Source organism: Ascidiaceihabitans sp. (assembly GCF_039986515.1).
Classification (GTDB): Bacteria; Pseudomonadota; Alphaproteobacteria; order Rhodobacterales; family Rhodobacteraceae; genus Ascidiaceihabitans.
This window is the reverse complement of record NZ_JBDWQO010000007.1, coordinates 339,455-365,119: the sequence shown is the minus strand read 5'-3', so window position 1 is coordinate 365,119 and position 25,665 is coordinate 339,455. Positions and strand designations below refer to the sequence as shown.

At 57.1% G+C, this 25,665-nt stretch carries 28 protein-coding genes; 20 read left to right on the top strand and 8 right to left on the bottom strand.

From position 1 onward, the window contains the following. The first annotated feature begins 5 nt into the window (after window positions 1-5). From mazG to ABJL60_RS04415, 5 genes are all read left to right on the top strand, one after another. Entirely contained in the window at window positions 6-830 is an 825-nt protein-coding gene (mazG, locus tag ABJL60_RS04435; RefSeq protein WP_348375010.1) for a nucleoside triphosphate pyrophosphohydrolase, read from the top strand. A gap of 104 nt (window positions 831-934) precedes the next feature. Continuing rightward, entirely contained in the window at window positions 935-1,876 is a 942-nt protein-coding gene (locus ABJL60_RS04430) for a nucleoside hydrolase (RefSeq protein ID WP_348375008.1), read from the top strand. After that, window positions 1,873-2,385 (top strand): GrpB family protein, encoded by a 513-nt coding sequence (locus ABJL60_RS04425; protein ID WP_348285492.1) that lies wholly within the window; start codon window positions 1,873-1,875, stop codon window positions 2,383-2,385. The genes ABJL60_RS04430 and ABJL60_RS04425 overlap by 4 nt, the downstream gene beginning before the upstream one ends. After that, window positions 2,382-2,831 (top strand): GNAT family N-acetyltransferase, encoded by a 450-nt coding sequence (locus ABJL60_RS04420; protein WP_348285491.1) that lies wholly within the window; start codon window positions 2,382-2,384, stop codon window positions 2,829-2,831. The genes ABJL60_RS04425 and ABJL60_RS04420 overlap by 4 nt, the downstream gene beginning before the upstream one ends. Before the next feature lie 25 nt (window positions 2,832-2,856). Further along, window positions 2,857-4,272, top strand: a complete 1,416-nt coding sequence (locus ABJL60_RS04415) for a protein adenylyltransferase SelO (RefSeq protein ID WP_348375007.1) — start codon at window positions 2,857-2,859, stop codon at window positions 4,270-4,272. A 60-nt stretch (window positions 4,273-4,332) separates the two neighbouring features. Here ABJL60_RS04415 and ABJL60_RS04410 read toward each other — a convergent pair whose 3' ends face one another. Continuing rightward, window positions 4,333-5,208 (bottom strand): DMT family transporter, encoded by an 876-nt coding sequence (locus tag ABJL60_RS04410; protein ID WP_348375364.1) that lies wholly within the window; start codon window positions 5,206-5,208, stop codon window positions 4,333-4,335. Between the two features lie 186 nt (window positions 5,209-5,394). On the opposite strand from ABJL60_RS04410, the gene ABJL60_RS04405 reads away from it, so the two are divergent. Further along, entirely contained in the window at window positions 5,395-6,249 is an 855-nt protein-coding gene (locus ABJL60_RS04405) for a DUF533 domain-containing protein (protein ID WP_348375006.1), read from the top strand. 181 nt (window positions 6,250-6,430) lie between these two features. Here the strand turns inward: ABJL60_RS04405 and ABJL60_RS04400 are convergent, their stop codons facing one another. Then, window positions 6,431-6,730, bottom strand: coding sequence for a hypothetical protein (locus tag ABJL60_RS04400; RefSeq protein WP_348375005.1), 300 nt, complete (start codon window positions 6,728-6,730; stop codon window positions 6,431-6,433). Window positions 6,731-6,970: 240 nt separating this feature from the next. Beyond that, window positions 6,971-8,308 (bottom strand): DEAD/DEAH box helicase, encoded by a 1,338-nt coding sequence (locus ABJL60_RS04395; RefSeq protein WP_348375003.1) that lies wholly within the window; start codon window positions 8,306-8,308, stop codon window positions 6,971-6,973. A 346-nt stretch (window positions 8,309-8,654) separates the two neighbouring features. Here ABJL60_RS04395 and ABJL60_RS04390 point away from each other — a divergent pair, with 346 nt between their 5' ends. The 4 genes from ABJL60_RS04390 (at window position 8,655) to ABJL60_RS04375 (ending at window position 12,303) form a co-directional block, all read left to right on the top strand. Next, window positions 8,655-9,065 (top strand): Fur family transcriptional regulator, encoded by a 411-nt coding sequence (locus tag ABJL60_RS04390; RefSeq protein ID WP_108828659.1) that lies wholly within the window; start codon window positions 8,655-8,657, stop codon window positions 9,063-9,065. Between the two features lie 533 nt (window positions 9,066-9,598). Beyond that, window positions 9,599-10,468: a DMT family transporter gene (locus tag ABJL60_RS04385; RefSeq protein WP_348285485.1), complete on the top strand. Its 870-nt coding sequence runs from the start codon at window positions 9,599-9,601 to the stop codon at window positions 10,466-10,468. A 54-nt stretch (window positions 10,469-10,522) separates the two neighbouring features. Beyond that, window positions 10,523-11,797 carry a phosphopyruvate hydratase gene (gene eno / locus ABJL60_RS04380; RefSeq protein WP_348375002.1) on the top strand — a complete coding sequence of 425 codons (1,275 nt, stop codon included), beginning with the start codon at window positions 10,523-10,525 and terminating at the stop codon, window positions 11,795-11,797. After that, window positions 11,794-12,303 (top strand): GNAT family N-acetyltransferase, encoded by a 510-nt coding sequence (locus tag ABJL60_RS04375; protein WP_348375000.1) that lies wholly within the window; start codon window positions 11,794-11,796, stop codon window positions 12,301-12,303. The genes eno and ABJL60_RS04375 overlap by 4 nt, the downstream gene beginning before the upstream one ends. Here the strand turns inward: ABJL60_RS04375 and ABJL60_RS04370 are convergent. Continuing rightward, window positions 12,291-13,364 carry an FAD-dependent oxidoreductase gene (locus ABJL60_RS04370; protein WP_348374998.1) on the bottom strand — a complete coding sequence of 358 codons (1,074 nt, stop codon included), beginning with the start codon at window positions 13,362-13,364 and terminating at the stop codon, window positions 12,291-12,293. The two genes, ABJL60_RS04375 and ABJL60_RS04370, sit on opposite strands and share 13 nt — an antisense overlap. 45 nt (window positions 13,365-13,409) lie before the next feature. Here ABJL60_RS04370 and ABJL60_RS04365 point away from each other — a divergent pair, with 45 nt between their 5' ends. Next, on the top strand, window positions 13,410-13,841 hold the full coding sequence (locus ABJL60_RS04365) for a cupin domain-containing protein (RefSeq protein ID WP_348374996.1): 432 nt from the start codon (window positions 13,410-13,412) through the stop codon (window positions 13,839-13,841). A 3-nt stretch (window positions 13,842-13,844) separates the two neighbouring features. Next, window positions 13,845-14,732: a fatty acid desaturase gene (locus tag ABJL60_RS04360; RefSeq protein ID WP_348374994.1), complete on the top strand. Its 888-nt coding sequence runs from the start codon at window positions 13,845-13,847 to the stop codon at window positions 14,730-14,732. On the opposite strand, the gene ABJL60_RS04355 is transcribed toward ABJL60_RS04360, so the two are convergent. Then, window positions 14,698-15,822 (bottom strand): anhydro-N-acetylmuramic acid kinase, encoded by a 1,125-nt coding sequence (locus tag ABJL60_RS04355; RefSeq protein ID WP_348374992.1) that lies wholly within the window; start codon window positions 15,820-15,822, stop codon window positions 14,698-14,700. The two genes, ABJL60_RS04360 and ABJL60_RS04355, sit on opposite strands and share 35 nt — an antisense overlap. 80 nt (window positions 15,823-15,902) lie before the next feature. On the opposite strand from ABJL60_RS04355, the gene tyrS reads away from it, so the two are divergent. From tyrS to ABJL60_RS04340, 3 genes are all read left to right on the top strand, one after another. Continuing rightward, window positions 15,903-17,153, top strand: a complete 1,251-nt coding sequence (gene tyrS, locus ABJL60_RS04350) for a tyrosine--tRNA ligase (protein WP_348374990.1) — start codon at window positions 15,903-15,905, stop codon at window positions 17,151-17,153. A gap of 59 nt (window positions 17,154-17,212) precedes the next feature. After that, window positions 17,213-18,040 (top strand): GNAT family N-acetyltransferase, encoded by an 828-nt coding sequence (locus tag ABJL60_RS04345; RefSeq protein ID WP_348374988.1) that lies wholly within the window; start codon window positions 17,213-17,215, stop codon window positions 18,038-18,040. Window positions 18,041-18,106: 66 nt separating this feature from the next. Beyond that, complete coding sequence (locus ABJL60_RS04340; protein WP_348374986.1) at window positions 18,107-18,862, top strand: 3-hydroxyacyl-CoA dehydrogenase; 756 nt, start codon at window positions 18,107-18,109, stop codon at window positions 18,860-18,862. A 79-nt stretch (window positions 18,863-18,941) separates the two neighbouring features. Here the strand turns inward: ABJL60_RS04340 and ABJL60_RS04335 are convergent, their stop codons facing one another. From ABJL60_RS04335 to ABJL60_RS04325, 3 genes are all read right to left on the bottom strand, one after another. Continuing rightward, window positions 18,942-20,750, bottom strand: coding sequence for an ATP-binding cassette domain-containing protein (locus tag ABJL60_RS04335; RefSeq protein ID WP_348285475.1), 1,809 nt, complete (start codon window positions 20,748-20,750; stop codon window positions 18,942-18,944). Between the two features lie 159 nt (window positions 20,751-20,909). Next, entirely contained in the window at window positions 20,910-21,629 is a 720-nt protein-coding gene (locus ABJL60_RS04330) for a GNAT family N-acyltransferase (protein ID WP_348374984.1), read from the bottom strand. A gap of 28 nt (window positions 21,630-21,657) precedes the next feature. Beyond that, window positions 21,658-22,116: an outer membrane protein assembly factor BamE gene (locus ABJL60_RS04325; protein WP_108828675.1), complete on the bottom strand. Its 459-nt coding sequence runs from the start codon at window positions 22,114-22,116 to the stop codon at window positions 21,658-21,660. An 87-nt stretch (window positions 22,117-22,203) separates the two neighbouring features. Between ABJL60_RS04325 and ABJL60_RS04320 the strand changes: the two genes are divergently transcribed. The 5 genes from ABJL60_RS04320 to ihfA all read left to right on the top strand — a co-directional run bounded on the left by ABJL60_RS04320 (window position 22,204) and on the right by ihfA (window position 25,665). Continuing rightward, window positions 22,204-22,755, top strand: coding sequence for a DUF177 domain-containing protein (locus ABJL60_RS04320; protein WP_348374982.1), 552 nt, complete (start codon window positions 22,204-22,206; stop codon window positions 22,753-22,755). A 176-nt stretch (window positions 22,756-22,931) separates the two neighbouring features. Beyond that, window positions 22,932-23,138: a 50S ribosomal protein L32 gene (rpmF, locus tag ABJL60_RS04315; RefSeq protein WP_108828676.1), complete on the top strand. Its 207-nt coding sequence runs from the start codon at window positions 22,932-22,934 to the stop codon at window positions 23,136-23,138. 44 nt (window positions 23,139-23,182) lie between these two features. Further along, window positions 23,183-24,286, top strand: coding sequence for a phosphate acyltransferase PlsX (plsX, locus tag ABJL60_RS04310; RefSeq protein ID WP_348285472.1), 1,104 nt, complete (start codon window positions 23,183-23,185; stop codon window positions 24,284-24,286). Beyond that, complete coding sequence (locus tag ABJL60_RS04305; protein WP_348374980.1) at window positions 24,283-25,254, top strand: beta-ketoacyl-ACP synthase III; 972 nt, start codon at window positions 24,283-24,285, stop codon at window positions 25,252-25,254. Before plsX ends, ABJL60_RS04305 begins: the two co-directional genes overlap by 4 nt. Before the next feature lie 108 nt (window positions 25,255-25,362). Next, window positions 25,363-25,665 (top strand): integration host factor subunit alpha, encoded by a 303-nt coding sequence (gene ihfA, locus ABJL60_RS04300; protein WP_108828679.1) that lies wholly within the window; start codon window positions 25,363-25,365, stop codon window positions 25,663-25,665.

The window sequence follows — 25,665 nt, the reverse complement described above, 5'->3', positions numbered from 1 at the left end:
CTGCAATGGAAGATGCACTAATCCACGACCAGAATGCGGGCATCGACCGTCTGCTTGAGATCATGCGCCGCTTGCGTGATCCTGCCACAGGCTGCCCTTGGGACATCGAGCAAACCTTTGACACCATTGCCCCTTACACGATTGAGGAAGCCTATGAGGTCGCCGACGCGATCGAGCGCGGCGATTGGGGCGATCTGGAAGGCGAATTGGGCGATTTGCTGCTGCAGTCGGTCTATCACACCGCCATCGGTGAGGAATTGGGCCATTTCACCTTTCAATCGGTGGTCCGCAACATCAGCGACAAGATGGTGGCGCGACATCCCCATGTTTTTGGCGACGAATCACGCGACAAATCCGCCGAACAACAAACCCGCGACTGGGAGGCGATAAAAGCAGCCGAACGCGCTGGAAAAGCGCAAGGCGGGACACTGGACGGTGTTGCCGTCGGCCTGCCAGCACTTTTGCGGGCATATAAGTTGCAAAAACGTGCCGCCCGTGTTGGCTTTGATTGGCCCAGCACCGATCAGGTGATCGATAAAATCCAAGAGGAAGCCGCAGAACTCGTCGAGGCACGTGATACGCTGACCCACACAGAAGTCGCCGAGGAATTCGGTGATCTGATGTTTGTCATGGCCAATCTTGGCCGCCATCTGGGGGTAGAACCAGAAGCCGCCTTACGGGCCGCCAATGCCAAATTCACGCGCCGCTTTGAAGGCGTAGAGGCCGCCCTTGCCCGAAAAGGCAAAACCCCACAAGACAGCGATCTGCAGGAAATGGATGCGGCGTGGAATGACTTGAAACGCGCCGAGAAAGCCAACCGCCCCGCCTGATCTACCGGACACTGCCCACAATACCATGTCACCGCGATGTGTCTGGACAACCCCGCACCGGCTTGCGACAGTCCGCGCCACAGCACTAAAGGCCAAAACACCACATGCCCCCTCGCAAGATTATCATCGACACGGACCCCGGTCAGGACGACGCCGTCGCTATTTTGCTGGCCCTCGCCAGCCCCGAAGACCTTGAAGTCGTGGGCATCACTGCTGTCGCAGGCAATGTGCCACTTGATCTGACCCAGAAAAATGCCCGTAAAATTTGCGAGCTGGCGGGCAAAACGGATGTGCCTGTCTTTGCGGGTTGTGATCGCCCTTTGGGCCGCGACCTTGTGACAGCGGAACATGTGCACGGGCAAACCGGTCTTGACGGTCCAGACCTGCCAGCCCCTGCGATGCCCCTGCAAGACCAGCATGCGGTTGATTTCATCATCGACACCCTCAGATCCGAAGCCCCCGGCACCGTGACACTTTGCCCCTTGGGGCCGCTGACCAACATCGCCACCGCCTTTGAAAAAGCCCCCGACATTGCCCAGCGCGTGCAACAGATTGTGCTGATGGGGGGCGCCTATTTTGAAGTTGGCAACATCACCCCGACTGCCGAATTCAACATTTACGTTGACCCGCAAGCGGCTGATATTGTGTTTAAAAGCGGTGTGGACATTGTGGTTATGCCCCTTGATGTCACACACAAAGCCCTTGTAACCAAAACGCGCAACGACGCATTTCGCGCCCTTGGCACCCCTTGCGGTGTTGCAGTTGCGCAAATGACCGACTTCTTTGAACGCTTTGACAAGGAAAAATACGGATCTGCGGCCGCCCCGTTGCACGATCCTTGTGTGACAGCCTATCTGATACGCCCCGATATTTTCAGTGGCCGAAAGGTCAATGTTGCGGTGGAAACACAATCCGAGCTGACGATGGGCATGACAGTGGCCGACTGGTGGGATGTGACGGACCGCCCCCCAAACGCGCTGTTCATCGGAGACCTTGATGCCGATGCTTTCTTCGCGCTTTTGACGACGCGGTTGGCACGTTTGTGACCATTCTTGTCGCACCAGACCCAAGCTGGCCTGCTGTTGCGCAAGCACTGTGCGATGAATGGCGGGCTTTGAAACTTGTGGGTTTGCAAACTATTCACCACATCGGGTCGACCTCTGTGCCGGGGTTGCCTGCGAAACCGGTGATTGATCTGATGCCGATCTTTGACACGCAGCCCCATGCAGCTGCGGCAGCAGATGCCGTGACTTCATTGGGCTACGAATGGCTGGGCGCTTTTGGCCTTGAAGGGCGGCAATATGCCCGCCGCGACGATCCGGTCACTGGCGCTCGGCAGGTTCAGGCCCATTGTTACCCGCAAGACCACAAAGACATTGCACGCCACCTCGCCTTCCGCGATGCCTTACGCGACAACGGCATTTTACGCGCCGCCTACACCCGTGAAAAAGCCAGATGTGCTGCCCTGCATCCAGGTGACACACACAGCTACGGTGATTGCAAATCCGACTGGATCAAAAAGGCCGAAGCCAAAGCATTGGAACACTACGTATGAGCGCGGCCCTGACCCTTGCAACCCCCGAGCACCTGGATCGTTTGATGACCCTGGTTGCCGCCTGTCACGCCGAAGAAGGCATCGCGCAATCCGACGATATGCGCCGCGCGGGCCTTGCCCCTTTGCTGGACGGTATTCCCCACGGCGTGGTTTACCTGATTGGCCCCCCTAGAGCCGCTATCGGTTATATCGTGATCACCTTTGGCTGGTCGGTCGAGTTTGGCGGCTTGGACGGCTTCATCGATGAACTCTATATTCGCCCCGGCGTGCGCAAACGCGGCATCGCCTCCGAAACGCTTCTAAGTTTGCCGCGCGCGCTGGCAGGTGCCGGACTAAAGGCCTTGCACCTTGAAGTTGATGAAACAAATGAAACCGCCCAGCGTCTTTACGCCCGGGCAGGATTTGCGTTGCGACCCAATTATCACCTGATGACACGCCGCTTCTGACCTATTTCGCCCAAAGGCTTGCCCCATGACCCTGACAATCCCCTTCGACAACAGCTTTGCGGGCCTACCAAACACCTTTTACAGTGCGCAGAACCCGACGCCCGTCAGTGCCCCCTATATGATTGCGTTTAACGAAAACCTTGCGCAGCTTTTGCGGGTTGAACCGGGGGATCTCGCGGATATGGCGCAGATCTTTTCTGGCAATGCAGTGCCTGACGGGGCAGATCCTCTTGCGCAGCTTTATGCCGGACACCAATTTGGCAATTACAATCCACAGCTTGGCGATGGCCGCGCGGTGCTGCTAGGGGAAACTGTCGGCACGGACGGGATACGACGCGACATCCAGCTTAAGGGATCAGGACCCACGCCCTACAGCCGTATGGGCGATGGGCGCGCGTGGTTGGGGCCAGTGCTGCGTGAATACGTCATCTCGGAAGCAATGCATGCTTTGGGTATTCCTACAACACGTGCTTTGGTCGCCGTGGGTACCGGAGACACCGTATACCGTGATACCGGCGCAATGCCCGGCGCGGTGTTGACCCGTGTGGCCCAAAGCCATTTGCGAGTGGGCAGTTTTCAGGTTTTTGCGCATCGCGGGCAAATCGCGCCTTTGACGCAACTGACAAACTACGCCATCGCCCGGCACTATCCGGAAGCAGACGGGCCGATGGGGCTGCTAGAAGCGGTATGTGACGCGCAGGCGGCACTTATTCCTGCTTGGATGTCTGTGGGCTTCATCCACGGTGTTATGAACACCGACAACTGCACGATCTCGGGGGAAACCATCGACTATGGCCCCTGCGCCTTCATGGACAATTTTGATCAGGGGCGTGTGTTCAGTTCCATCGATGCTCACGGGCGGTATGCCTATGGCAACCAACCGGGGATCGCGGTGTGGAACATGGCACAATTCGCAACGGCACTTTTGCAACAGATGGACAACAAAGAAGCGGCATTGGAGCAGGCAACAGCTATTGTGCACGCGATGCCAGACCGGATCGAAGCACATTGGCTCACCCGTTTTGGCCAGAAAATCGGGTTGGTGGACGCAAAAACCGATGACCGTGCACTGATCGACGATCTTCTGGCTTTGATGCAAAAAGACGGTGCGGATTTCACCAACACCTTTGCAGCACTTGGCACAGACACCGCTCGGGACCAATTTGTGGACCGCGACGGTTTTGATGCTTGGGAAAAGGATTGGATGGCGCGTTTGCAATCCGAACCCGATGCACAAAAAACAATGGCGCGGTGCAACCCGCAGGTCATTCCCCGCAATCACCGCATTGAAGACATGATTTCCCACGCAGTTGCAGGCGACTACGAACCGCTTGAACGGCTGAACAAAGCACTGAAGACGCCCTACACATCCACGGACCCTGATCTGCACAGCGCCCCGACGACACAGCAAATCGTGCCCGCGACGTTCTGCGGCACGTAACGCTTCTTTTCGCTAAAAATATCCCGGGGGACGCGCGAACAGCGCGGGGGGCAGCGCCCCCTACCGCCGGTTGATCAAGAATATTCCGGCAGCGACAAGACCCAAAGCAGCCCAAATTTGCACCCCCACCTGTTCGTCCAGAACCAACCATCCAAGGATCACGGCAAACACCGGCGACAAAAAGCTGAACGACGCCACCGTGTTCGCGGGATAAACCGACATAAGCCAGAACCAAGCCAAAAACCCCAAGCTGGCAACGGCGATGATCTGATAGACAAGCCCCACGAGATGAATGGGCGCTATGTCGCGCACCAAAGGCCCGAACAAAGGCGCCAAAAGCAGCAAGATGGGCGCGGATACGATCAGTTGCCAGTACAGTTGTTGGGCCGGCGGAACTTTGGCCAATGGCGTCAAACGGACGCCCAGCGCGATCGCAGCCCAACACATCGCCGAAAACAGCGCCAACGCATCGCCCAACCAGCTGACCTGAACCTGATCGCGTTCAAAAATCGCCAACACCACACCTGACATTGCCAAAAGCAACCCCAACGCCCGTTTGCCCGTCAAAGCTTCTCCCGGCAACAACACATGGGCGCCAAGTGCCAACCAGACAGGCATGGAATAGAAAATGATGGACACACGCGACACGGTGGACAAATCGATGGCGGTGAAAAGTGCGGTGAACTCTGCGGCGAACAACACACCCGACAAGACCCCCGCCCACAAGGTCGCCATCGACAACCGCAGCGACACACCACGCCACCACATCCAAAGCGTCAGCACCAAAACCGCCCCAACAGACCGAAGTCCGGCTGCAAAAACCGGCTCTAACCCGCCATTTGTGATTTTGACCACCACCTGATTCACCGCCAAATTCAAGGCGAATGCGGTCAAGGCAATCGTGCCAAACTGGTCAAGATGCGCTTTGCGTTCCATGGGCGCAGCAAGCGGCAGGACCGAAACAAAGTCAATCACTTGCGCGATCAAACCTGCACATGGTGGCCGAAGGGATGCGCCGCCTTGGATGTCTCAAAATCTCTCTGGGACAGGCATTTGTGTGCATAAGCTGCAAAATCTGCCAAATTAACCCAAACGAATCTAATTTACACAGGGAACACTGTCATGAGTCTGATGAAAACACTGGCCCAAGTCGCCATCGGCGTCGCCACATCCAAAAAAGCCAATCCTGCGGCTGCGCAAGCCGGCGGCGGTGGTCTTGCCGGACTATTGGGCGGATTGTCAGGCGGCAGTGGTGGTGGTGCTGCAGATCTACTCGGCGGTCTTCTGGGCGGCGGTAGTCAGACGGCGGCCAATGCCAGCGGTGGAGTTCAGGATTTGCTGGGCGGTTTATTGGGCGGCACACAGCAAGCTGCGGGCGGTCTTTCAGGCGGTTTGGGCGGTCTGCTAGACAACCTTGGTGGGGGCGCGAACAACAGTTCTGGCGGGGGTCTATCGGATGTCTTGGGCGGTCTGGCAGGGGCCGCAGGCGCCGGTGGGCTTCTGGGCGGGCTGGCGGGCGCACTGGGCAGCAAGCCCACCACCAGCAACGACAGCTTCGGCTCTGTGCTGAATTCTGCGTTTTCGCAAACACCAGAACCTGAAATTGAACCCTCTGCCGATCAGGAAGCCGCCGCAGCATTGATGCTTCGCGCCATGATCCAAGCCGCAAAATGCGATGGCAATTTTGACGACGCCGAACGCGACGCGCTTTTGGGTCAGTTGGGCGAAGAGGTCGACACCGAAGAAGCCGCCTTTGTGCAATCAGAAATGCAATCACCCGTCGACGTGAACGGTTTGGCGTCACAGGTGCCCGCCGGCATGGAGGAACAGATTTACGCGGTTTCTGTTCTTGGCATTGATTTGGACAGCCAAGCCGAAGCGCAATATCTGGATCAGCTGAGCAAAGCGCTGAACGTGGCCCCGCAGACAGTCAACCAAATTCACGAAAAGCTCGGAGAGCCTGCGCTTTACACCTGATACCACACCAACTTGCATAGCCTGCACATCAAAACCTGCGGGCTATGCGTGCCACCGGGTCAGGATATCTTGCGCCACGGCGCTTGACCCGCCATAGCTTACGATGCGCACGTCCAGCCCGCTGTCTGCAACACATGCCAACCCGTGCAACACCGCATCCACAATCCAATCCGCGCGATTGTCAAATGCGCCCCCACCCAGAAGTGTCTACAAAGTAGTTGCGAAAAACCGTGCATGCGCCACAGGCAATCGCGCAAGCCGGTCCTTGGGTCTGGTCGTGTTCGTAAGTGCCAACACCCTGTTCCGGCGAACCCCGTGGCGACATCATTTCCAGCATGTTGAACTGCGAAGCCACCTGAAACACGGCCCCCGCATGGACGGGGACTGTGTGCAATGCCTGCACATCCGCCACAACGTCACGCACCTTCAACGGGCCTGTGGCACGTATTGGCGCCTGCTTTACCTTTGAAAGACGCGGCATGGTCAAGTGCCCTGCCCCTTACTGCTGACCATTGGGCGCACACATCAGTTTGTCTGCTTGCATGTGCAAATGCTTATGCACCTGCACAGGGGGTTCTGTCGCAAGTCCAGTCACCTGTGTCATCCAAGTCATATCAAACCCCACCAAAGCAAAAACCGCGCCCGGTTGTCGGGGCGCGGTCCAGTTTAGATCAATCCCCCGCACCCCCCGCAAAAAGCGAAGGACATGCAAGGCAGCCTATCAAGCCTTGGGGGCTGGCTTGCGCCGACGACGATTGCCACCACCGGGCTTGCCTGCACCACCACCCGAATGTCCTGCACCGCCACCGGGACGCCCCCCCCCAGCATTGCCACCGGGTTTGCCGCGCCCGCCGCTGCGATGACCGCCCGGTTTGTCACCGGGGCGTCCGCCACGTCCGCGTTGCTTGGGCTTTTCTTCTTCGGAAGGCTCCCATGCCCGACCAGAGGCCACGGGGATCGGTTTCCCGATGGTTTTCTGAATGTCGCGCAATTCCTTGACCTCGTCCGGGGCACAGAATGCCACCGCGGCACCGTCTTTGCCTGCCCGCGCCGTCCGACCGATGCGGTGGACGTAATTGTCTGGCACATTGGGCAGTTCGTAGTTGTAGACATGTTTGACGTCTGGAATATCCAAGCCCCGCGCGGCCACATCTGTGGCCACAAGCACTTTGATCGTACCTGCCTTGAAGGCCGCAATCGCACGGTCGCGTTGGCCTTGGGATTTGTTGCCGTGAATGGACCCTGCCGCAAATCCAGCCTTTTCAAGATTACGCGACAGCTTTTCCATGCCATGTTTTGTGCGGCCAAATACCAAAGCGCGTTCGTCTTTGTGGGCGCTGAGCAATTCAATCAGCAGCTTGGATTTTTCAGCCTTGGCTATGTAGTGCAATTCCTGCGTGACTTTATCCGCCACCTTGCCGGGGGGCGAGACTTCAACGCGAATTGGCGATTTCAGATAGCTGTTGGCGATCTCGTTCATCTGTTTGGGCATGGTTGCCGAAAACAGCATGGTCTGGCGATCTTCAGGCAACATAGACGAAATTTTGCGCAGCGCATGGATAAAGCCCAAATCCAGCATCTGGTCGGCCTCATCCAAGACCAAAAAGACCGTTTCATCCAACAGCAATGCGCGGCGGTCCATCAGATCGATCAAACGGCCCGGTGTCGCAACCAGCAGGTCGATGCCCTTTTCCAAACGCTTGATTTGCGCGTTGATGGATTGGCCGCCCACCACAATGGCCGTTTTGATGGCAGTTTTCTGGGTCAGGGCCTGCAGTTGTTCGGCAATCTGCGTGGCCAGTTCACGGGTTGGTGCCAAAACCAGACCGCGCACGGTTTTGGGGTCGGGCTTTTGGCCGTATTCCAGCATTTGGGCCACCAAAGGCACACCGAAGGCCAGCGTTTTACCGGTGCCGGTTTGCGCCAGCCCCATCACGTCACGGCCGTTCAGCCCGTGTGGAATGGCTTGTTTCTGGATCGGTGTGGGTTCTTTGATACCCATCGCTTCAATCCGTGCCACCAGTTTGGGTGGCAGGTTCATCATGTCAAAATCGCTCATATCAGTCCTATCGCGGCTCTGATCATCTCAGGCCGCAGCGTTCTTGGGTGCCGCAGCAACATCACGCCATTGCACCAAACGTACAAAGGCGGCCACCACGGGGTCGGCCCCACGCGTGATTTTGGGAACATCGGCGTTGCTGCTGTTTCATCAGGACCATTTTGGTCCGTCATTGAGGCGGATAGACCCGCTCTTACTTGCACTGCTCACGCGGCAGACAGCATCGCTTGGGGGGCAGATGCGCCTTTGCACACAATAAGTCAACCCGCAGCCCATTGCCCACTGGCCCCTGTGCGCAAAGGTCGCTACATTGAAGAACCACGATCCGAACACGAGACGCCAGCCCATGCGCCAATCCATCATTCAGCGTTGCGAAGCCAAAGGGTTGCGCATGACCGCACCCCGTCGCGTCATCGCCCAAGTGTTGCAAGACAGTGACGACCACCCTGATGTGGAAGAACTTTATGCCCGTGCAAACGCCATAGACGCCGGCATTTCAATCGCCACAGTCTACCGCACCGTGAAACTGTTTGAAGAGGCAAACATCCTCGACAAGCTGGAATTCGGCGATGGGCGTGCGCGCTATGAAGACGCCGAACGCGAACATCACGACCATCTGATTGATATGAATTCGGGCGAAGTTATCGAATTTGTGGACCCCGACATCGAAGAACTGCAAGAACGCATCGCCAAGAAACTTGGCTATGAGCTGCGCGGCCATCGGTTGGAACTGTTTGGGGTGCCGATAAAAAAGTAACGCGGTGGCACAAGCGGCATTCTGCGCCACGAGATTTGTGTTGTCGCATCTGAAAGGACATCAGCGTGCAAGACGCGTCTGTCCATCTGAAAAATGTTGTCGCAATTGGTGCATGATTCCGGTTTTCGACCGTCGATTGATGCGTTGTTCATGACGATGGCTGCAGAATACGGTGATCGGGCGGTGGCTGTTATCTTGTCAGGCACGCTCAAAGACGGAATGCGCGGTGCGCAGATGGTCTTTGACGTGGGCGGGCGTACCATCGTTCAGGACCCCCCGAGAAGCTGCATTCGACGGCATGCCCAACAACATCATTTTCAACGATCACCCGGAAAAAATTCTGCCTGCCGCGGACCTTGGCAGAGGGTTGACGCAAGAATTGGGCGAAACCTAATAAGCGCGGACCACTGCGTTAAGGCACCCACGGGTGCGGGGCAAATTGCCTTGCCCCATATGACGGTCTGCTTTGATATTGGTCTCGACTTTCCCTGCGTTCACTGACACCTGTGCGGCACACGGGCAAAGGACGCATCATGGACAATTTACGCGGGGCTGGCATCATGGTGCTGGCGATGCTTGGCTTTGCGATCGAAGACATGTTCATCAAACTTCTGGCGGGCAGTCTGCCTATTGGCCAGATCATCGGGCTGATGGCCACGGGCGGCGCGATTACTTACGCCCTTATCTGCCGCAGCATGGGCCTTGCGCTTTTCTCGCGCGACATGCTGACCGCCCCTGTGCTGATCCGCAACTTTGGCGAACTTTTTGGCACCGTGGGGTTTATGACCGCGATTGCCCTGACCCCTATTTCAACCGCTTCGGCCATTTTGCAAGCCACCCCCTTGGTTGTCACGCTTGGGGCCGCCGTGTTTTTGGGCGAAAAGGTCGGCTGGCGGCGCTGGTCTGCCATTCTGGTGGGGTTTGTGGGCGTCATGTTGATCATCCGCCCCGGCATGGAGGGCTTTGATTACCTGTCCCTGTTCACGCTGCAAGGCGTGTTGGGACTTGCCATCCGCGACATCGCCACACGGCGCATCCCTAAATCCATGTCGTCCATGCAACTTAGCTTTTTGGCCTTTGTTGTGCTGATCCCTGCCGCGCTGATCTTGCAAAGTGTAAATGATACGTGGTGGGTCGCGCCCTCGCCCACGGGTTGGCTTTTGGTGGGATGTTCGATTGTGATCGGTGTGACTGCCTATTACGGGATCGTCGCCGCCATGCGTGTGGGCGAAGTCAGCTTTGTGACCCCCTTTCGCTACAGCCGTTTGTTGTTTGCATTGGTTGTCGGGTTCTTTGTGTTTCAAGAACGCCCCGATGCGCTGACGTTGTTGGGGTCGGTGATCATCGTCGCTTCGGGCATCTATACCGTCTGGCGCGAACGCCGCGTCAAAACCGCACTTTAACCTTAGCGTCAGGGCTTGTAGAAGGCGCATATCAGCCACCAAAGGACACGCATCATGAGCACCATCATCGACATTCACGCCCGCGAAATTCTGGACAGCCGGGGCAACCCAACGGTCGAAGTCGATGTGATCCTCGAAGATGGCACAATGGGGCGTGCTGCGGTGCCTTCGGGCGCATCGACCGGCGCCTATGAGGCCGTGGAAAAGCGCGATGGCGACAAAGCACGCTACATGGGCAAAGGCGTGTTGGAAGCCTGTGCCGCCGTCAACGGCGAAATCGCCGAAGCGCTTGTGGGCATCGAGGCCGTCGAGCAAGTCGAAATCGACCAGGCGATGATCGAACTGGACGGCACCGACAACAAAAGCCGCCTTGGGGCCAACGCAATCCTTGGCGTGTCGCTGGCCACGGCCAAAGCCGCCGCCGATTACTGTGCCCAACCGCTGTACCGCTACGTTGGCGGCACGTCAGCGCGCATGTTGCCTGTGCCGATGATGAACATCATCAACGGCGGTGAACACGCCGACAACCCCATCGACATTCAGGAATTCATGATCATGCCGGTCGCGGCCGAAAACATCCGCGACGCTGTGCGCATGGGCGCCGAAGTGTTCCACACCCTGAAAGGCGAATTGTCTGCGGCAGGCTTGTCCACGGGCATCGGCGACGAAGGCGGGTTTGCCCCCAACATCAGCTCTACCCGCGATGCGCTTGATTTCGTTCTGAAATCCATCGAAAAAGCAGGCTACCGCCCCGGTGAAGATATGTATCTGGCCCTCGATTGCGCGGCGACGGAATACTACAAAGACGGCAATTACGTGCTGGCAGGCGAAGGCAAAACCCTGTCGTCAGAGGAAAATGTCGATTATCTTGCCGCATTGGTTGCCGACTACCCGATCATTTCCATCGAAGACGGTATGTCCGAGGACGACTGGGACGGCTGGAAGGCTCTGACCGACCGTTTGGGTGGCAAAGTGCAACTGGTGGGCGACGATTTGTTTGTGACAAATCCGGCCCGTCTGGCCGAAGGCATCAAACGCGGCAGCGCCAATTCCATGCTGGTTAAAGTCAACCAAATCGGCACTTTGACGGAAACTCTTCAAGCTGTGGATATGGCCCACCGCGCAGGCTTCACCAACGTCATGAGCCACCGCTCGGGCGAGACGGAAGACGCCACCATCGCTGATCTGGCTGTGGCCACCAATTGCGGACAAATCAAAACCGGGTCATTGGCGCGGTCGGACCGGTTGGCGAAATACAACCAGTTGATCCGCATTGAAGAGGCATTGGGCGAAACCGCTGGCTATGCGGGTCGCTCTATCCTGAAATGACCTTGCGCATCCGGTCTGCGCACTTGCCTGAAGACGCTGCGGCCCTTGCCACTTTGGCATGGGCCTACCGCGACCTGTTGATCGGGCGCACAGGTCACGTGCCCGATATGGTGGAACGCTATTATTCCAAGACATCTTATGCGGCCCTGATCGCTGATTTGCCCCACATCCATGCGCGTCCTTTCGGCGACATTCTGGTCGCGGATCTGGACGGGGATGTGGTCGGCTGTGCAATGTATTACCCACACCCGTCCGGCCCATGCGAAGTCAAACGTATCTATGTATCTGACGCCGCACGCGGATTGGGGGCTGGCGGGCAATTGCTACAGGCTGCAATGCGCGCTGCAAAAACCGACGGACACACCCGCATGGTTCTGGACACGGTGCATACATTGACCGAAGCCATTGCGTTATATGAAAAAAATGGTTTCCAACCCTGTGATCCGTTTTATGATCCTGACCCCGCATTCGCAAACACATTGCGGTTCTTTGATCACGCGCTTTGAAAGCGATCTGGACGGTAAGGGGCAATCAGATCAGCCTGCGCGTTGGTCAAAGGCTGCTCCAGTATCTCTTGCGCCAGAATCTGCGCCACGATCGGGGCCAACGTCACGCCCGAGTGCATGACTGACGTGAACACGCCGTCTGCACCGCAAGCCCCCACCACTGGCAAACCGTCTTGCGGCACAGGTCGCATGGCAAGGTTGGCTTCTTCCCATTCAAGCGCGACATCTGGCAATATCTTTTGCAAACGGGCGCAGGCTTGAGTTGCAAGATCGTATGGCGTGGCGTCGATCGCGCTGCTTTGATCCGCCTGATGCGCCACAGCCGCTGGCATTACGATACGCCCATCGGGACATTGCCGAAACTCGCCAATCGGCGCCACGCAGACATGCGACACCACGCGTGGCAATGGGCGCGTGTGAAAAATAACGCCGGGACGGCGCAGCATCGGCAGGTTGACCCCCATTGGCGACAACAGATCGGGGCTTGCCGTGCCTGCGGCAACCACAACTTTATCCGCCTTCAAAACGCCCCCCGCAATACGCACCCCGGTGGCACGCCCCTGCGATATCTCAACGGCGTCCACAGCACATCCCATAACGCGCCGTGCACCGCTGGCCTTCAATAATGCGTGCGTCATGGCCGTCGTATCTGCCGCCGCCTCTGCCTGAAAGAACAACGCGCGCTCCGGGGCTTTGATATGCGGTTCCATTGCAGCAATCTGCTTGGATGACAGAATGTCAGCCTCATAGCCCAAATCCACCAAAGCCTGCGCCTGTGCATCCAACGCCGCCCCTTGATCTTCCCAGCACAAACATCCCGAAAACGTCACGGGCAACGCAAGGTCACTGCAAAGCTTGCGATAAGCGTCGATACCAGCCGCCCGCAGCCGAAAATGATCCGTGTCATGAAAAAAGCTGGCGTTGATCCACCCGAACGACCGGCCAGAGGCTGCAGCCGCAGGCCCGCTTGCATCAACGACCGTGACCCGCCCACCCGCCTGCGCGACTGAATATGCCAGACTGGCCCCGATGATCCCGGCGCCGATGATGACCACATGCATAGAAGTCCCCTTGGAAGTCCTTTGTGATACCTTTACGCTTTGTGAATGACAGCTCAAGACATCATCGACCGCTTGAACCTAAGTCCCCATCCGGAAGGCGGCTTTTACCGTCAGACCTGGGTGGCTGAAACCGTGGAAGGGTCAGACGACCGCCCCTCAGGAACATGCATCTATTTCCTTTTAAAACAGGGCGAAAGCAGCCATTGGCACCACGTCGACACAACCGAAATCTGGCTTTATCACGCCGGTGCACCTTTGATATTGTCCCTGTCTGCTACGGACGAAGGCCCCGCCAAAGATCACATTTTGTCCCCTGACCTGTCCAAAGGCGCACCCCAGATCATCGTGCCAAAAGGCCATTGGCAAGCCGCCGCAACAACAGGCGATTACACCTTGGTCAGCTGTACTGTCTCGCCCGGCTTCCGCTTTGACGGTTTCACTTTGGCCGCCCCCGGTTTCGACATTCCCAGAGACTGAAAAATGCACACAGACATCATCGCAGGCATCGCGCCGGACACAAAAGCCAGCTTGACGCAAAAAGACACCCGAAAGGGCCTGCGTCATCTGGCGGTGTATGTTGCGGCCTTGGGTTTCGCCACCGCGTACATCGTGTTGCAAGGCCCGTTCTGGCTGTTGATGATGATCCCCCAAGGGGTGTTGATCGTGTTTTTATTCACCCTTAGCCATGAATGCACCCACCACACGCCTTTTGCACAAAACTGGATGAACAACTTTGTGGGGCATCTGACCGCCCTGCCCTTGATTTTGCCTTTCATGTGGTTTCGTTATTTTCATCTGGCCCACCACCGGTTTACCAACGATCCGGACCGTGACCCCGAACTGGCAGGCGCAGGACGGCCCCGTACATGGAAGGCTTATGTGCTGTACCTAAGCGGATGGGGATATTGGACGGGCAATGCCAAAACACTGTTGTCCAACGCGTTTGGCGCACTGGATGCACCATACCTGCCACCGCGACAACACGGTGCCATGCGTCGCGAAGCCCGTGTGTTGCTGGGGCTCTACGCCCTGATTGCACTGTCGTTGACGGTTTCGCCCGTCGCGTTGTGGATATGGGTTGTGCCTGCCTTGATCGGTCAACCGGTGTTGCGCTTGTATCTTTTGGCGGAACACGGTCATTGCCCGCCTGTCGCCGATATGTTGGAAAACACGCGCACCACATACACATCCCGGCTGGTGCGCTTCCTTGCATGGAATATGCCCTACCACGCTGAACACCATAGCTATCCGACCGTGCCGTTTCACCAATTGCCAGCGCTGCACGGTATCATGCAGCCGCATCTGAAATCGACCTCGCCCGGCTATAGGCGTTTTACGAAAGACTATGTGCAGGGCTTGGATAGCTAAGCGTCCCCCCAGACACTGCCGCCCGCACCCCTGTTGTACTGGAACACGACGTGGGCAGCCCCCGCGCCACACGCACAGCCAGATAGGCAAAAGCCTGCGCTTCCAGCATATCCCCGTCGAGGCCCACGGTTTCCACAGCCGCAACGGGGCAATCCAGCGACACCGACAGCATTTGCATCAACACCGGATTGTGCCGCCCGCCGCCTGTGACCAAAACGCGGGACGGCGGTGACGGGCAATGTTGCATCGCTTCCATCACGCCTGCCGCACACATGGCAGTCAATGTGGCTGCGGCGTCGGCATCATCCAGTTCCGACACCAAGCCGATCATTTCCGAAAAATCGTTTCTATCCAATGACTTTGGCGGCATTCGGGTAAAGTAGGGTTCTGCCAGAAACAGTTCAAGCGCACCTTGTTCTACTGTGCCTTTAGCCGCAATCTGACCGCCTTCATCAAAGGCCAACCCACAGCGCGCCTGCACCAGATCATTGATCGGCGCGTTGGCGGGGCCAGTGTCAAAAGCCAGCACAGCCCCGTCGGTTTGTGGCTGCGGTATGCGCGGATCAACCCATGTGATGTTGCCCACGCCACCGAGGTTCAGAAATGCCAAAGGCGCCTTTGTCTTGATGTACCGAGCGCAGGCATGGTGGAAAAACGGCGCAAGCGGCGCGCCTTCGCCCCCCATCTGCACGTCGGCACTGCGAAAATCCCAAACCACCGGCGCATTCAACGCCTGTGCCAATGCCGCCCCATCGCCCACTTGCAACGTGCCTTGCAAGCGCGGGGCATGCGCAAGGGTCTGACCGTGAAAACCGATCACATCTACAGCCCCGAACCCCTGCAACGCCTGTGCGTGGGCCGCGTCCACAACCGAAGATGCAGCGTCAACAGCGGTGCCCGCCCACTGGCCAAAACCCGCAGCGATGGTGGCCCGTTCTTGGGCGGAATACATCCGGTACTCCGATGGGCCGAAACCGACAATATCATGACCGTCGGTTTCCAGCACCGCCGCATCGACACCATCCAATGACGTGCCGCTCATAGCGCCCAAAGCACGCACCACTGCATCTTTTGTCTTAAGCTTGCTCATGGCGCGTTCCCTTTGCCCCTTTTTATTCTCTTGCCCTGCGCCTATAGATTGCCCCGCAAATCAAACCAAGGGCAAGAGCCATGACCTACCACCCAAAATCGGAATTCGTCACTGTGATGATGGAGCGCGGCTTTCTTGCCGATTGCACCGACTATCAAGGGTTGGACGAGGCGCTTTTGAAAGGCGGCATGCCCGGTTACATCGGATTTGATGCCACGGCCAAGTCTTTGCATGTCGGATCGCTGATCCAGATCATGATGCTGCGCTGGCTGCAAAAGACCGGCAACAAGCCGATCACCCTGATGGGGGGCGGCACAACCAAGGTGGGCGATCCAAGCTTTCGCGCGGATGAGCGGCCTTTGCTGGACGCGGCTGCCATCGACGACAACATCGCAGGCATCAAAAAGGTGTTCTCGGCATACCTCGACTACGGCGACGGCCCCACAGACGCGATGATGATCAACAACGCCGAGTGGCTGGACGAGTTGAACTACCTCGATTTCCTGCGCGACATCGGGCGGCATTTTTCGATCAACCGCATGTTATCCTTTGAAAGCGTCAAATCGCGGCTGGACCGCGAACAGTCGCTGTCGTTTCTGGAATTCAACTACATGATCCTGCAAGCCTATGATTTCATGGAGCTTCACCGCCGTTATGGCTGCATCATGCAGATGGGTGGATCGGATCAATGGGGCAATATTGTCAACGGGATCGACCTGACGCGCCGTGTGATTGATGGCGAAGTCTATGGGCTGACCTCTCCCCTTTTGACCACGTCTGATGGCAAAAAGATGGGCAAATCCCAATCCGGTGCTGTGTGGCTGAACCCCGACATGCTGTCGCCCTACGAATTCTGGCAATTCTGGCGCAACACCACGGATGCCGATGTGGGACGTTTCCTGAAGCTGTATACAGAGCTGCCTGTGGACGAATGTGACCATCTTGGTGCTTTGGAAGGGTCCGAAATCAACGCCGCGAAAGTGCGCCTTGCCAATGAGGTCACAGGGTTGCTGCACGGGGCCGACGCCGCAGCTGCAGCAGAAGCAACTGCGCGCGAAGTGTTTGAAAAAGGCGGGATCGGGGATGATCTGCCCACTTTGACGCTGAGTGCCGCGGATGTCGGTGACGGGATTTCCATTGTCCAGCTTTTGGTCAAATCTGGGCTTGCAGGGTCTGGCAAAGAAGCCAAACGGCTGATTTCTGAAAACGGCGCAAAAATCGATGACGCGCCTTTGACGGATGCAGGGATGATGATCGACGCGGGCGCCTTGGCGTCACCAATCAAGCTGTCAGCAGGCAAAAAGCGTCACGCTTTGGTGCAGCTGGGATAACTCAAAACCCGCCATGCCGTTTTACCTTTGATTAAGGTTAATTCGGCATGGTGGCGGCTATGTTCGACATGGCCAACGCCCCCGACACCTCCTTGATGCAGTCGCATGACTTTGCAGACGCTTTGCGGCTGTGTGGTCAGGATCCTGTGATTTTGCCTGATGGTGCCCTTGTTCTACACCGCCGTGTCATGGGCGTATCCGTGGCCATGCTGCCACGCGCCACGCCCTGCGCAGCCTTAAGCGACCATCTGCGACAGGTCGGGTTGCATCGCCTTCCGCTGATCCTGTCACCTGAAACCTTTACCCGTAAGCATGGGCTGCGCCTGCGTAAACCAGCCTGCGCGGCCAAGATCGACTTGCGTGTTCCGCAGTCCATCCGCTTTGCCAGATTGCATCAAAAATGGCGTAACCAGTTGCGACATGCGCAAAATTCGGACCTGACCGTTGTGCGTGCCCCCATGTTGCCAGATGCCGCATTGCCCGATCTTGATGCCGCACAGGGACAAAAGCAGGGTTACCGCAATTGGCCAGTCGGGCTGACACGGGCATTTGCGCAAGTGGCCCCAAAGAAGTGCCAGGTCTTCACCGCTAAGTTGAAAGGGCAAACCGTGGCGCAAATGTTGTTTTTGTTGCATGGCACCACCCGCGCGACGTATCACATCGGGCACACCACCACGCTGGGACGACTACATCATGCCCATAACCTGATCTTATGGACCGCTCAGAACTGGTTAAGTGATCGGGGTATCGGGCGGCTGGACCTGGGGCTTTTGGACCCCAAGACACCAAATCTAAACAGGTTCAAGCTGCGCTCGGGGGCGCAAGCGTTTGAAATGGGGGGGACTTGGTTGCGTTGGTCGCCCCTTGCACGGCATGACACCACGTGATTAACTGAACAAATGTTCAAATCAAGGTGATCTTGTCGGATCGCCCTTCTCACTGCGAGGCGCACCATGGATCTTTCATCAACAGCGGCAATCATTACCGGGGGCGCGTCTGGTCTGGGCGAAGCCACCGCACGCCATTTTGCGTCTTTGGGCGCCTCTGTGACCTTGCTGGACCGCGACGCGGACCGCGGCCCGACTGTGGCAGAAGACATCGGCGGCACATTCGTGCAAACGGACGTCACAGACGAAGCATCCGTGGCAAATGCCTTGGATACAGCGACCAAAGCCATGGGTCGCATCACAACAGCTGTGAATTGCGCCGGCATCGCATTGGGCATCAAAACCGTGGGCCGCGACGGGCCGCATCCTTTGGGCGCCTTCCAGAAAACCATCGACATCAATCTGGTGGGCAGTTTTAACGTGTCGCGCCTGGCTGCGGCAGCCATGGCCAAAAATGATCCCGACGCAGATGGCGCACGCGGGGTTATCATCAACACGGCCTCTATCGCGGCTTTTGACGGCCAAAAAGGCCAAGCCGCCTATGCCGCGTCCAAAGGTGGGATCGTGGGCATGACACTGCCCATGGCTCGCGATTTGGCATCCAGCGGCATCCGCGTCATGGCGATTGCGCCCGGTATCTTTATGACACCCATGCTGGCAGGTTTGCCCGACGACGTTCAGGCATCGTTGGCCGCAGACGTGCCAAACCCTGCACGTTTGGGTGATCCGAAGGAATACGCAAGACTGGCCGCATTTATCGTGGAAATGGACTATCTGAACGGCGAAGTGATCCGGTTGGACGGCGCATTGCGGATGCGGTGACAGTACCACCACCGGCTCGGGGCGCGTCGTCACAAAAGATGTGGCGGCGGGTGCGACGGTTGTCGGCAACCCCGCACGATCACTCTGAGGCTTTTTCCTCAAGCATCAGCCATTCTTCTTCAGCTTCCTGCAGCTTTTCGTTGCGCTGTATCAACGCATCGGTGGCTTTCTGGAATTTGACAGGCTCACGCGTGAACAATTCCGGATCGCTCATCAGGTCTTCAAGCTTTGCGATCTCGGCGGACAAACGCTCCATTTCGGCAGGCAGCGTTTCCAAACGGTGCTTTTCAGTGAAGCTCAACCCCGATTTAACGGTTTTTTCATCCCTGACCTTCGGCGCAGACCCTTTTGTTTTCACAACACTTTGTGAGAAATCATCTTGCTGGCGTTGCGCGATGTAGTCGGACCAGCCGCCCGCATAAACTGTGGCCTTGCCGTCGCCTTCCATAGCGATGGTCGTCACGGCGACGCGGTCCAGAAAATCACGGTCGTGGCTGACCAAAAGGACAGTGCCGTCATATTGGCTTAGCAAATCTTGCAACAGGTCCAGCGTTTCGACGTCCAGATCGTTGGTCGGTTCATCCAAAACCAGCACGTTTGACGTGCGTGCCATGATCTTGGCCAGCAGCAACCGCGCTTTTTCGCCACCGGACAAAGACCGCACCGGTGCGCGCGCCTGCCCTTCATCAAACAGGAATTCTTTCAGATACCCCACAACGTGTTTGGGATGGCCGCGCACCATGATCTGATCCGCTTTGCCTGAAACGCGCATCTCCGGATCCCCTGTCAGGCTGTCCCAAAGGCTCATGTCGGGGTCAAGCTGGTCGCGGGCCTGGTCGAACAACGCAAGTTCCAGATTGGTGCCCAGTTTGATGGTGCCTGTGTCTGGTTCTTCGCGCCCGATCAGCATGTTCAAAAGCGTGGTTTTGCCCACACCGTTGGGACCAACCAACGCAATCCGGTCACCGCGTTGCACCGTCAGATCAAAGGGTTTCAGGATGACCTTTTCGCCATAGGCCTTTGTAATCCCTGTGGCTTCCATCACCTTGCGACCCGATTTTGGTCCCGCATCCAGCGCCATGGCGGCGGCCCCTTGGCGATTGATCTGGCTGGCCCGTTCAGAGCGCAGCTCCTGCAACGCCCGCACCCGGCCCTGATTGCGTTTGCGTCGCGCACTGATGCCTTCGACGGCCCATCGCGCTTCGGCTTTGATCTTGCGGTTCAGCTTATGGCGCTGGGTATCTTCTTCATCCCACGTCTCGTCGCGCCATGCCTCAAAGGCTTCAAAGCCTTTTTCCTGACGCCGCACAGATCCTCTGTCAATCCAAAGGGTTGCACGGGTAAGTTCACGCAAAAATGCACGGTCGTGGCTGATAATAATGAACCCCTTGCGCGTCGCTTTCAGCTCTGATTCCAGCCAAGCAATCGCTTCGATGTCCAAGTGGTTTGTCGGCTCGTCCAGCAGCATCAGATCGGGCGCATCGGCCATCAAACGCGCCAATGCGGCGCGGCGCCGTTCCCCGCCTGACGCAGTTTCAACAGGGCGTGCCGGATCGAATTTCAACCCTTCGCCTGCGCGTTCCACCTTGTACATCTCGGAAGCATCAAGCCCCGCTGACGCAAAATCCCCAAGCGTGGCGTAGCCCGACAAATCCGGGTCCTGCTCCATGTATCCCACCGAGACCCCCGGCCCCGCGATCACTTCACCGCGGTCGGGTTCGATCAGCCCTCCCATGACTTTCATCAAGGTGGATTTACCTGACCCATTGCGCCCGACCAAAGCGACGCGGTCGCCCGGTTGCGCCACCAAAGACAATCCGTCAAAGACAGGATCGCCTCCAAAGGTCAGAGATATTTCGTTGAGCTGTAAAAGAGGTACACGTGCCATGCCTGCCAGCTAGACTGCGCAGGCCATAGGGTCAACGCCTACCCTTGCGCGGAGCACAAAATAAACATCAAGCCTTGCGCGAAGCGCAAAATAAGTGGGGCCCTACACGGGCCCTACACGGGGCGAACACGGGGGCGAAAAATATACGCGCGTCACGTCTCAGCCCGCAACGGCCCGCAAAGCCCGTTTGCGCGACGCGGGGATTGCCGCCACATCCACACCTGTAAAGACATGCAGCGTGTTCATGTCATGATCCACAACGGCATGATCCGACACCCACCCCCCCATCACCAGATAGGTCCGCAACAACGGCGGCATCTGTTTCAGCGCAGCGCTGCGGTTGATGGTTTGCACCGATGTATCAGGAAATGCGCACCGATGGGCGGCCTTTGCTTTTGGCAGCCACTGGTCCGGCCCAAGGTAGCGGGATTTTAGCAACGCAAAGGCATCGCCGTAAGGCGCGGGTTGGATCCCTGCAAAAGAAGAACACCCAAACAACATTTTTACCTTGTTCTCATCGACATAGGAGGTGATGGCCCCCCAAACAATGCGCAAAATGTTTGGGTCAAAAAGTGTCGGATCAATGCAAAAACGGCCCAGTTCCATCGTTTTGTCGGGATATTTTGCCAAAGCGCCCAGATCATAGAACTGCGCCGTATAGCTGTGCAGGATATCGCCACCACGCAACGGCATCATGCGCGCGCAGCACACAAGCACATCATCACGCCGCACAAGGATATGGGCGCATCCCGCATCAAAACGGTCCACATCCGGATGTTTGACACCAAAACAGCGCGCACGAAGATCAAAGGCTTCGTTCAAATCTTGTTGGGATGAGGCCAATGCTGCGACGTATCGCCCTTTGTACAACGGCTTCATTGGATCAGAACACTCAGATGGGCGCGGCTTACAACGCCCCGGGTGAAAAGCGGCCCAAGTTGCCAAGCAACTGACGCAAGAACGTCTTGTTGGTCACACCAGAGCTGGTCACACGGCGCGCCAAAGGCACGACACGACCATCTTCCAACCCGAAGCGTTCAATGTTTTTCACAACGCCCGCTTCGTCAAAGCTGATCGCCAGCACCTGACGTTCCACAACCGTGGGCTTTTTGAACCCAAAGGTGCGTACCCGCGAAAAGACATAGAAGTAGTCGCCGCCTTCCAACACGCCCCCCGCGGATGGGGATCCCACTGATTCCTCAACGGACGCACGGGTGTCGATGCCCACAGCCAACAGATCAAGATCTTCTTGCGGTGGGATATAGCCGTGGTTGCGAAAGGTCGCTGCACATGCAGTTAAGCTAAAGCCCAAGGCCAGAATTGCGCACGAGCGCACAACCGTGCGGTTCAAATTGCTGCGTGTCATTTACTCTGCCCTCTTGCCCTAAACCCACTTGGCTTTTATCTCGCCTAACAAAGGAACGGCCCCGTTTCAAGAAATGAAAGCAATAACATGTGTTCACAGATCGCTTCACCCACCGCATATCGCGTCGCTGACCTGCCGCAACGTGCGCCAAAACCGTTTGATTTACGGCCCAACGCTGATGCAATGTCCGAAATTGCCGCGCAGCTTGATCTGACAAGCCTGCGCAAACTGCGATTCTTTGGTTCCATCCGCGCCGTCGGCAAAGTTGACTGGCAATTGAAAGGCACCCTCGGGGCGACCGTCGTGCAGCCCTGCACCGTGACTTTGGACCCTGTGACCACACGCATTGATACGCCGGTGGAACGGATGTTTCTAAAATCGATTCCCGAAGTGAACGAAGAAGAAGTCGAAATGCCTGACGACGATGGCATCGAGTTGCTGGGCGCGTTTATCGATCCCGCAGACGTCATGATTGAAGCCCTAAGCCTTGCGGTCCCCGATTACCCCCGTGCGCCAGATGCGGCCCTGTTCAACACAGTCTTTACCAAACCGGGTGAAGCGGCGATGACGGACGCAGACGCACGCCCCTTTGCCGGGCTGGCAGCCCTAAAGGACAAGATGGAAGACAAACCCGACTGACAGGTCAAAATATCTGCTTGCTTAAACACGAATTCGCAGTATTTTGCCGCCCTCATTGCATTTAGCGTTGGACATGCGGGGCCTTGCACCCTAAACGCTCCAAAAGCTCAAAGAACCGATACGCTGTAACCTTGGCGGCAACATGAACGCCGCCCTCAAACACAAAGGCCCTTCCTATGGCTGTTCAACAGAACAAAGTCTCCAATTCACGCCGCAACAACCGCCGCGCGCATGATTCTCTGGTGGCTGCAAACCCAAACGAATGCGACAACTGCGGTGAGCTGAAACGCCCACACCACATTTGCGCGTCTTGCGGTCACTACGACAACAATGAAATTGTTGCGATGACTGAAGAAGTTGATCTGGAAGACGACGCGGCCTAAGCTCCTTTGGCCGCCTTAAGGCATCCCGGCAAACAGGCACACCTATGACACTGGCGCGACCCGATAAGACGGACACCACGCGCCAGCGGCTTGTGATCGCAGTGGATGCCATGGGCGGAGACAGCGGCCCGGCAACAGTGGTTGCCGGCTGCGCTATCTTCGTCAAACGAAATCCCAACATTGATCTGATCTTGCACGGCCCCCAGGCCGAGCTGGACGCATTGATCGCAAAACGTAAACCGTTGCGGGGCCGTTGCACCGTACGTGCGGCTGATTCCGTCGTGACGATGGAAGACAAACCCAGCCATGTCGTGCGCCACGGCAAAGGCACGTCGATGTATTCTACCGTCGAAACGGTGCGTGCCCGCGAAGCCGATGTGGCCGTCAGCTGCGGCAACACAGGCGCGCTGATGGCGCTGTCCATGATCCGGTTGCGTAAATTGCCGGGTGTCAACCGCCCAGCCATCGCCGTTCTATGGCCCTCACGCAATCCGCAAGGTTTCAATGTGATGCTGGATGTGGGCGCCGACATTCGCGCCGATGCTGATGATCTGTTGCGTTACGCATTGATGGGCGCGTCTTATGCCCGCAATGGTATGGACCTGCCCCGCCCGCGTGTCGGATTGCTGAACGTCGGAACCGAAGAACACAAAGGCCGCGCCGAATTGCACGATGCCTTTGATTTGATCAAAGCCAACGAAGCCCAAGCCGAATTCGATTTTGTGGGCTTTGTCGAAGGCAGTGACATTCCGGGAGATGTGGCAGATGTGATCGTCACAGACGGGTTCACGGGCAATGTGGCCATCAAAACAGGTGAAGGCACTGCGGGTTTGATCGGTGATTTGCTGAAAGAAGCATTCAAGTACACCCCTTTGTCGCGGCTTGCCTCATTGCTTGCATTTACGTCATTGCAGCGACTGAAACGGCGCATTGATCCACGCCGCGTCAATGGCGGGGTGTTTTTGGGGTTAAATGGCACAGTCGTGAAGTCGCACGGGTCAGCAGATGCTACCGGCGTATCAGCGGCTATTTCCCTTGCGGCACAATTGGCGCAGAATGGGTTCAACGATAAACTGGCGGCCCGAGTCGCCGCCGTTTTGCCAACCGAAGACAAAACGACAGAAGACACAGGACACACGCAGGCATGACACTTCGCGCAACAGTCAAAGGCGTTGGCCACTATTTACCCCAGCGCGTTGTACCAAACGCAGAGTTTGAAAAGACCCTGGACACCACCGACGAATGGATCGTGTCGCGATCCGGTATCGAACGGCGGCACTTTGCAGGCCACGGTGAAACCACATCAATGATGGCCACAGAAGCGGCCAAAGCAGCCTTGGCAGATGCCGGTCTGACAGCTGATGACGTGGATGCCATCGTACTTGCCACGTCGACAGCCGACCTGACGTTTCCGTCAGCCGCGACCATGGTTCAGGCCAATCTGGGTATGAAAAAGGGCTTTGCGTTTGATATTCAGGCCGTGTGTGCCGGTTTCATCTTTGCGCTGTCCAATGCCAACGCTTTGGTGTTGTCCGGTCAGGCCAAACGCGTGTTGGTGATTGGTGCCGAAACCTTCAGTCGCATCATGGACTGGACAGACCGTGGCACTTGCGTGTTGTTTGGCGACGGGGCCGGCGCATTGGTGCTGGAAGCCACGGATGGCAGCGGCACGAAAGACGACCGCGGGATTTTGGCCACCGACCTGAATTCGGACGGCACGCACCGCGATTTGCTTTATGTGGACGGCGGCGTCAGCACAGGGACCACCGGATACTTGCGGATGCAGGGAAATCAGGTGTTCCGCCATGCCGTCGAAAAACTGGCTGGAACCGCCAACACCGCTATGGCGGACGCCAATGTAACCGCGGACGACATCGATTGGGTCGTGCCCCACCAAGCCAACATTCGCATCATCCAAGGCACCGCCAAGAAGATGGGTGTGCCGATGGAAAACGTTGTGGTGACGGTTCAGGATCATGGCAACACGTCGGCTGCATCGATTCCTCTGGCTTTGTCCGTGGGACGTGATCGCGGACAAATCAAAGACGGTGATTTGATCGTGACCGAAGCAATCGGCGGCGGTTTGGCGTGGGGTGCGGTGGTTCTACGTTGGTAAGCCGCTCTTTTTGCGCAAAAAACCTGCAGAAACAACGCAGCACAAGTCATTGATATTGACTCGTAAATTCACAGCACCCTATGGTTGCTCAGAATAAGGGGATGAGTAATGGCCGAAAAGACTTTGACACGGATGGACCTAAGCGAAGCGGTATTTCGCGAGGTTGGATTGTCGCGCAACGAAAGTGCGACATTGGTGGAAAGCGTGCTAGACCACATGTCCGATGCTTTGGTCAAAGGCCAGCAAGTCAAAATTTCATCCTTTGGCACCTTTTCTGTGCGTGAAAAATCCGCACGCGTGGGCCGTAACCCAAAAACTGGTGAAGAAGTTCCAATCAATCCCCGTCGCGTTTTAACCTTTCGTCCCTCGCATTTGATGAAGGACCGTGTGGCGTCAGGCAACAAGTCCTGA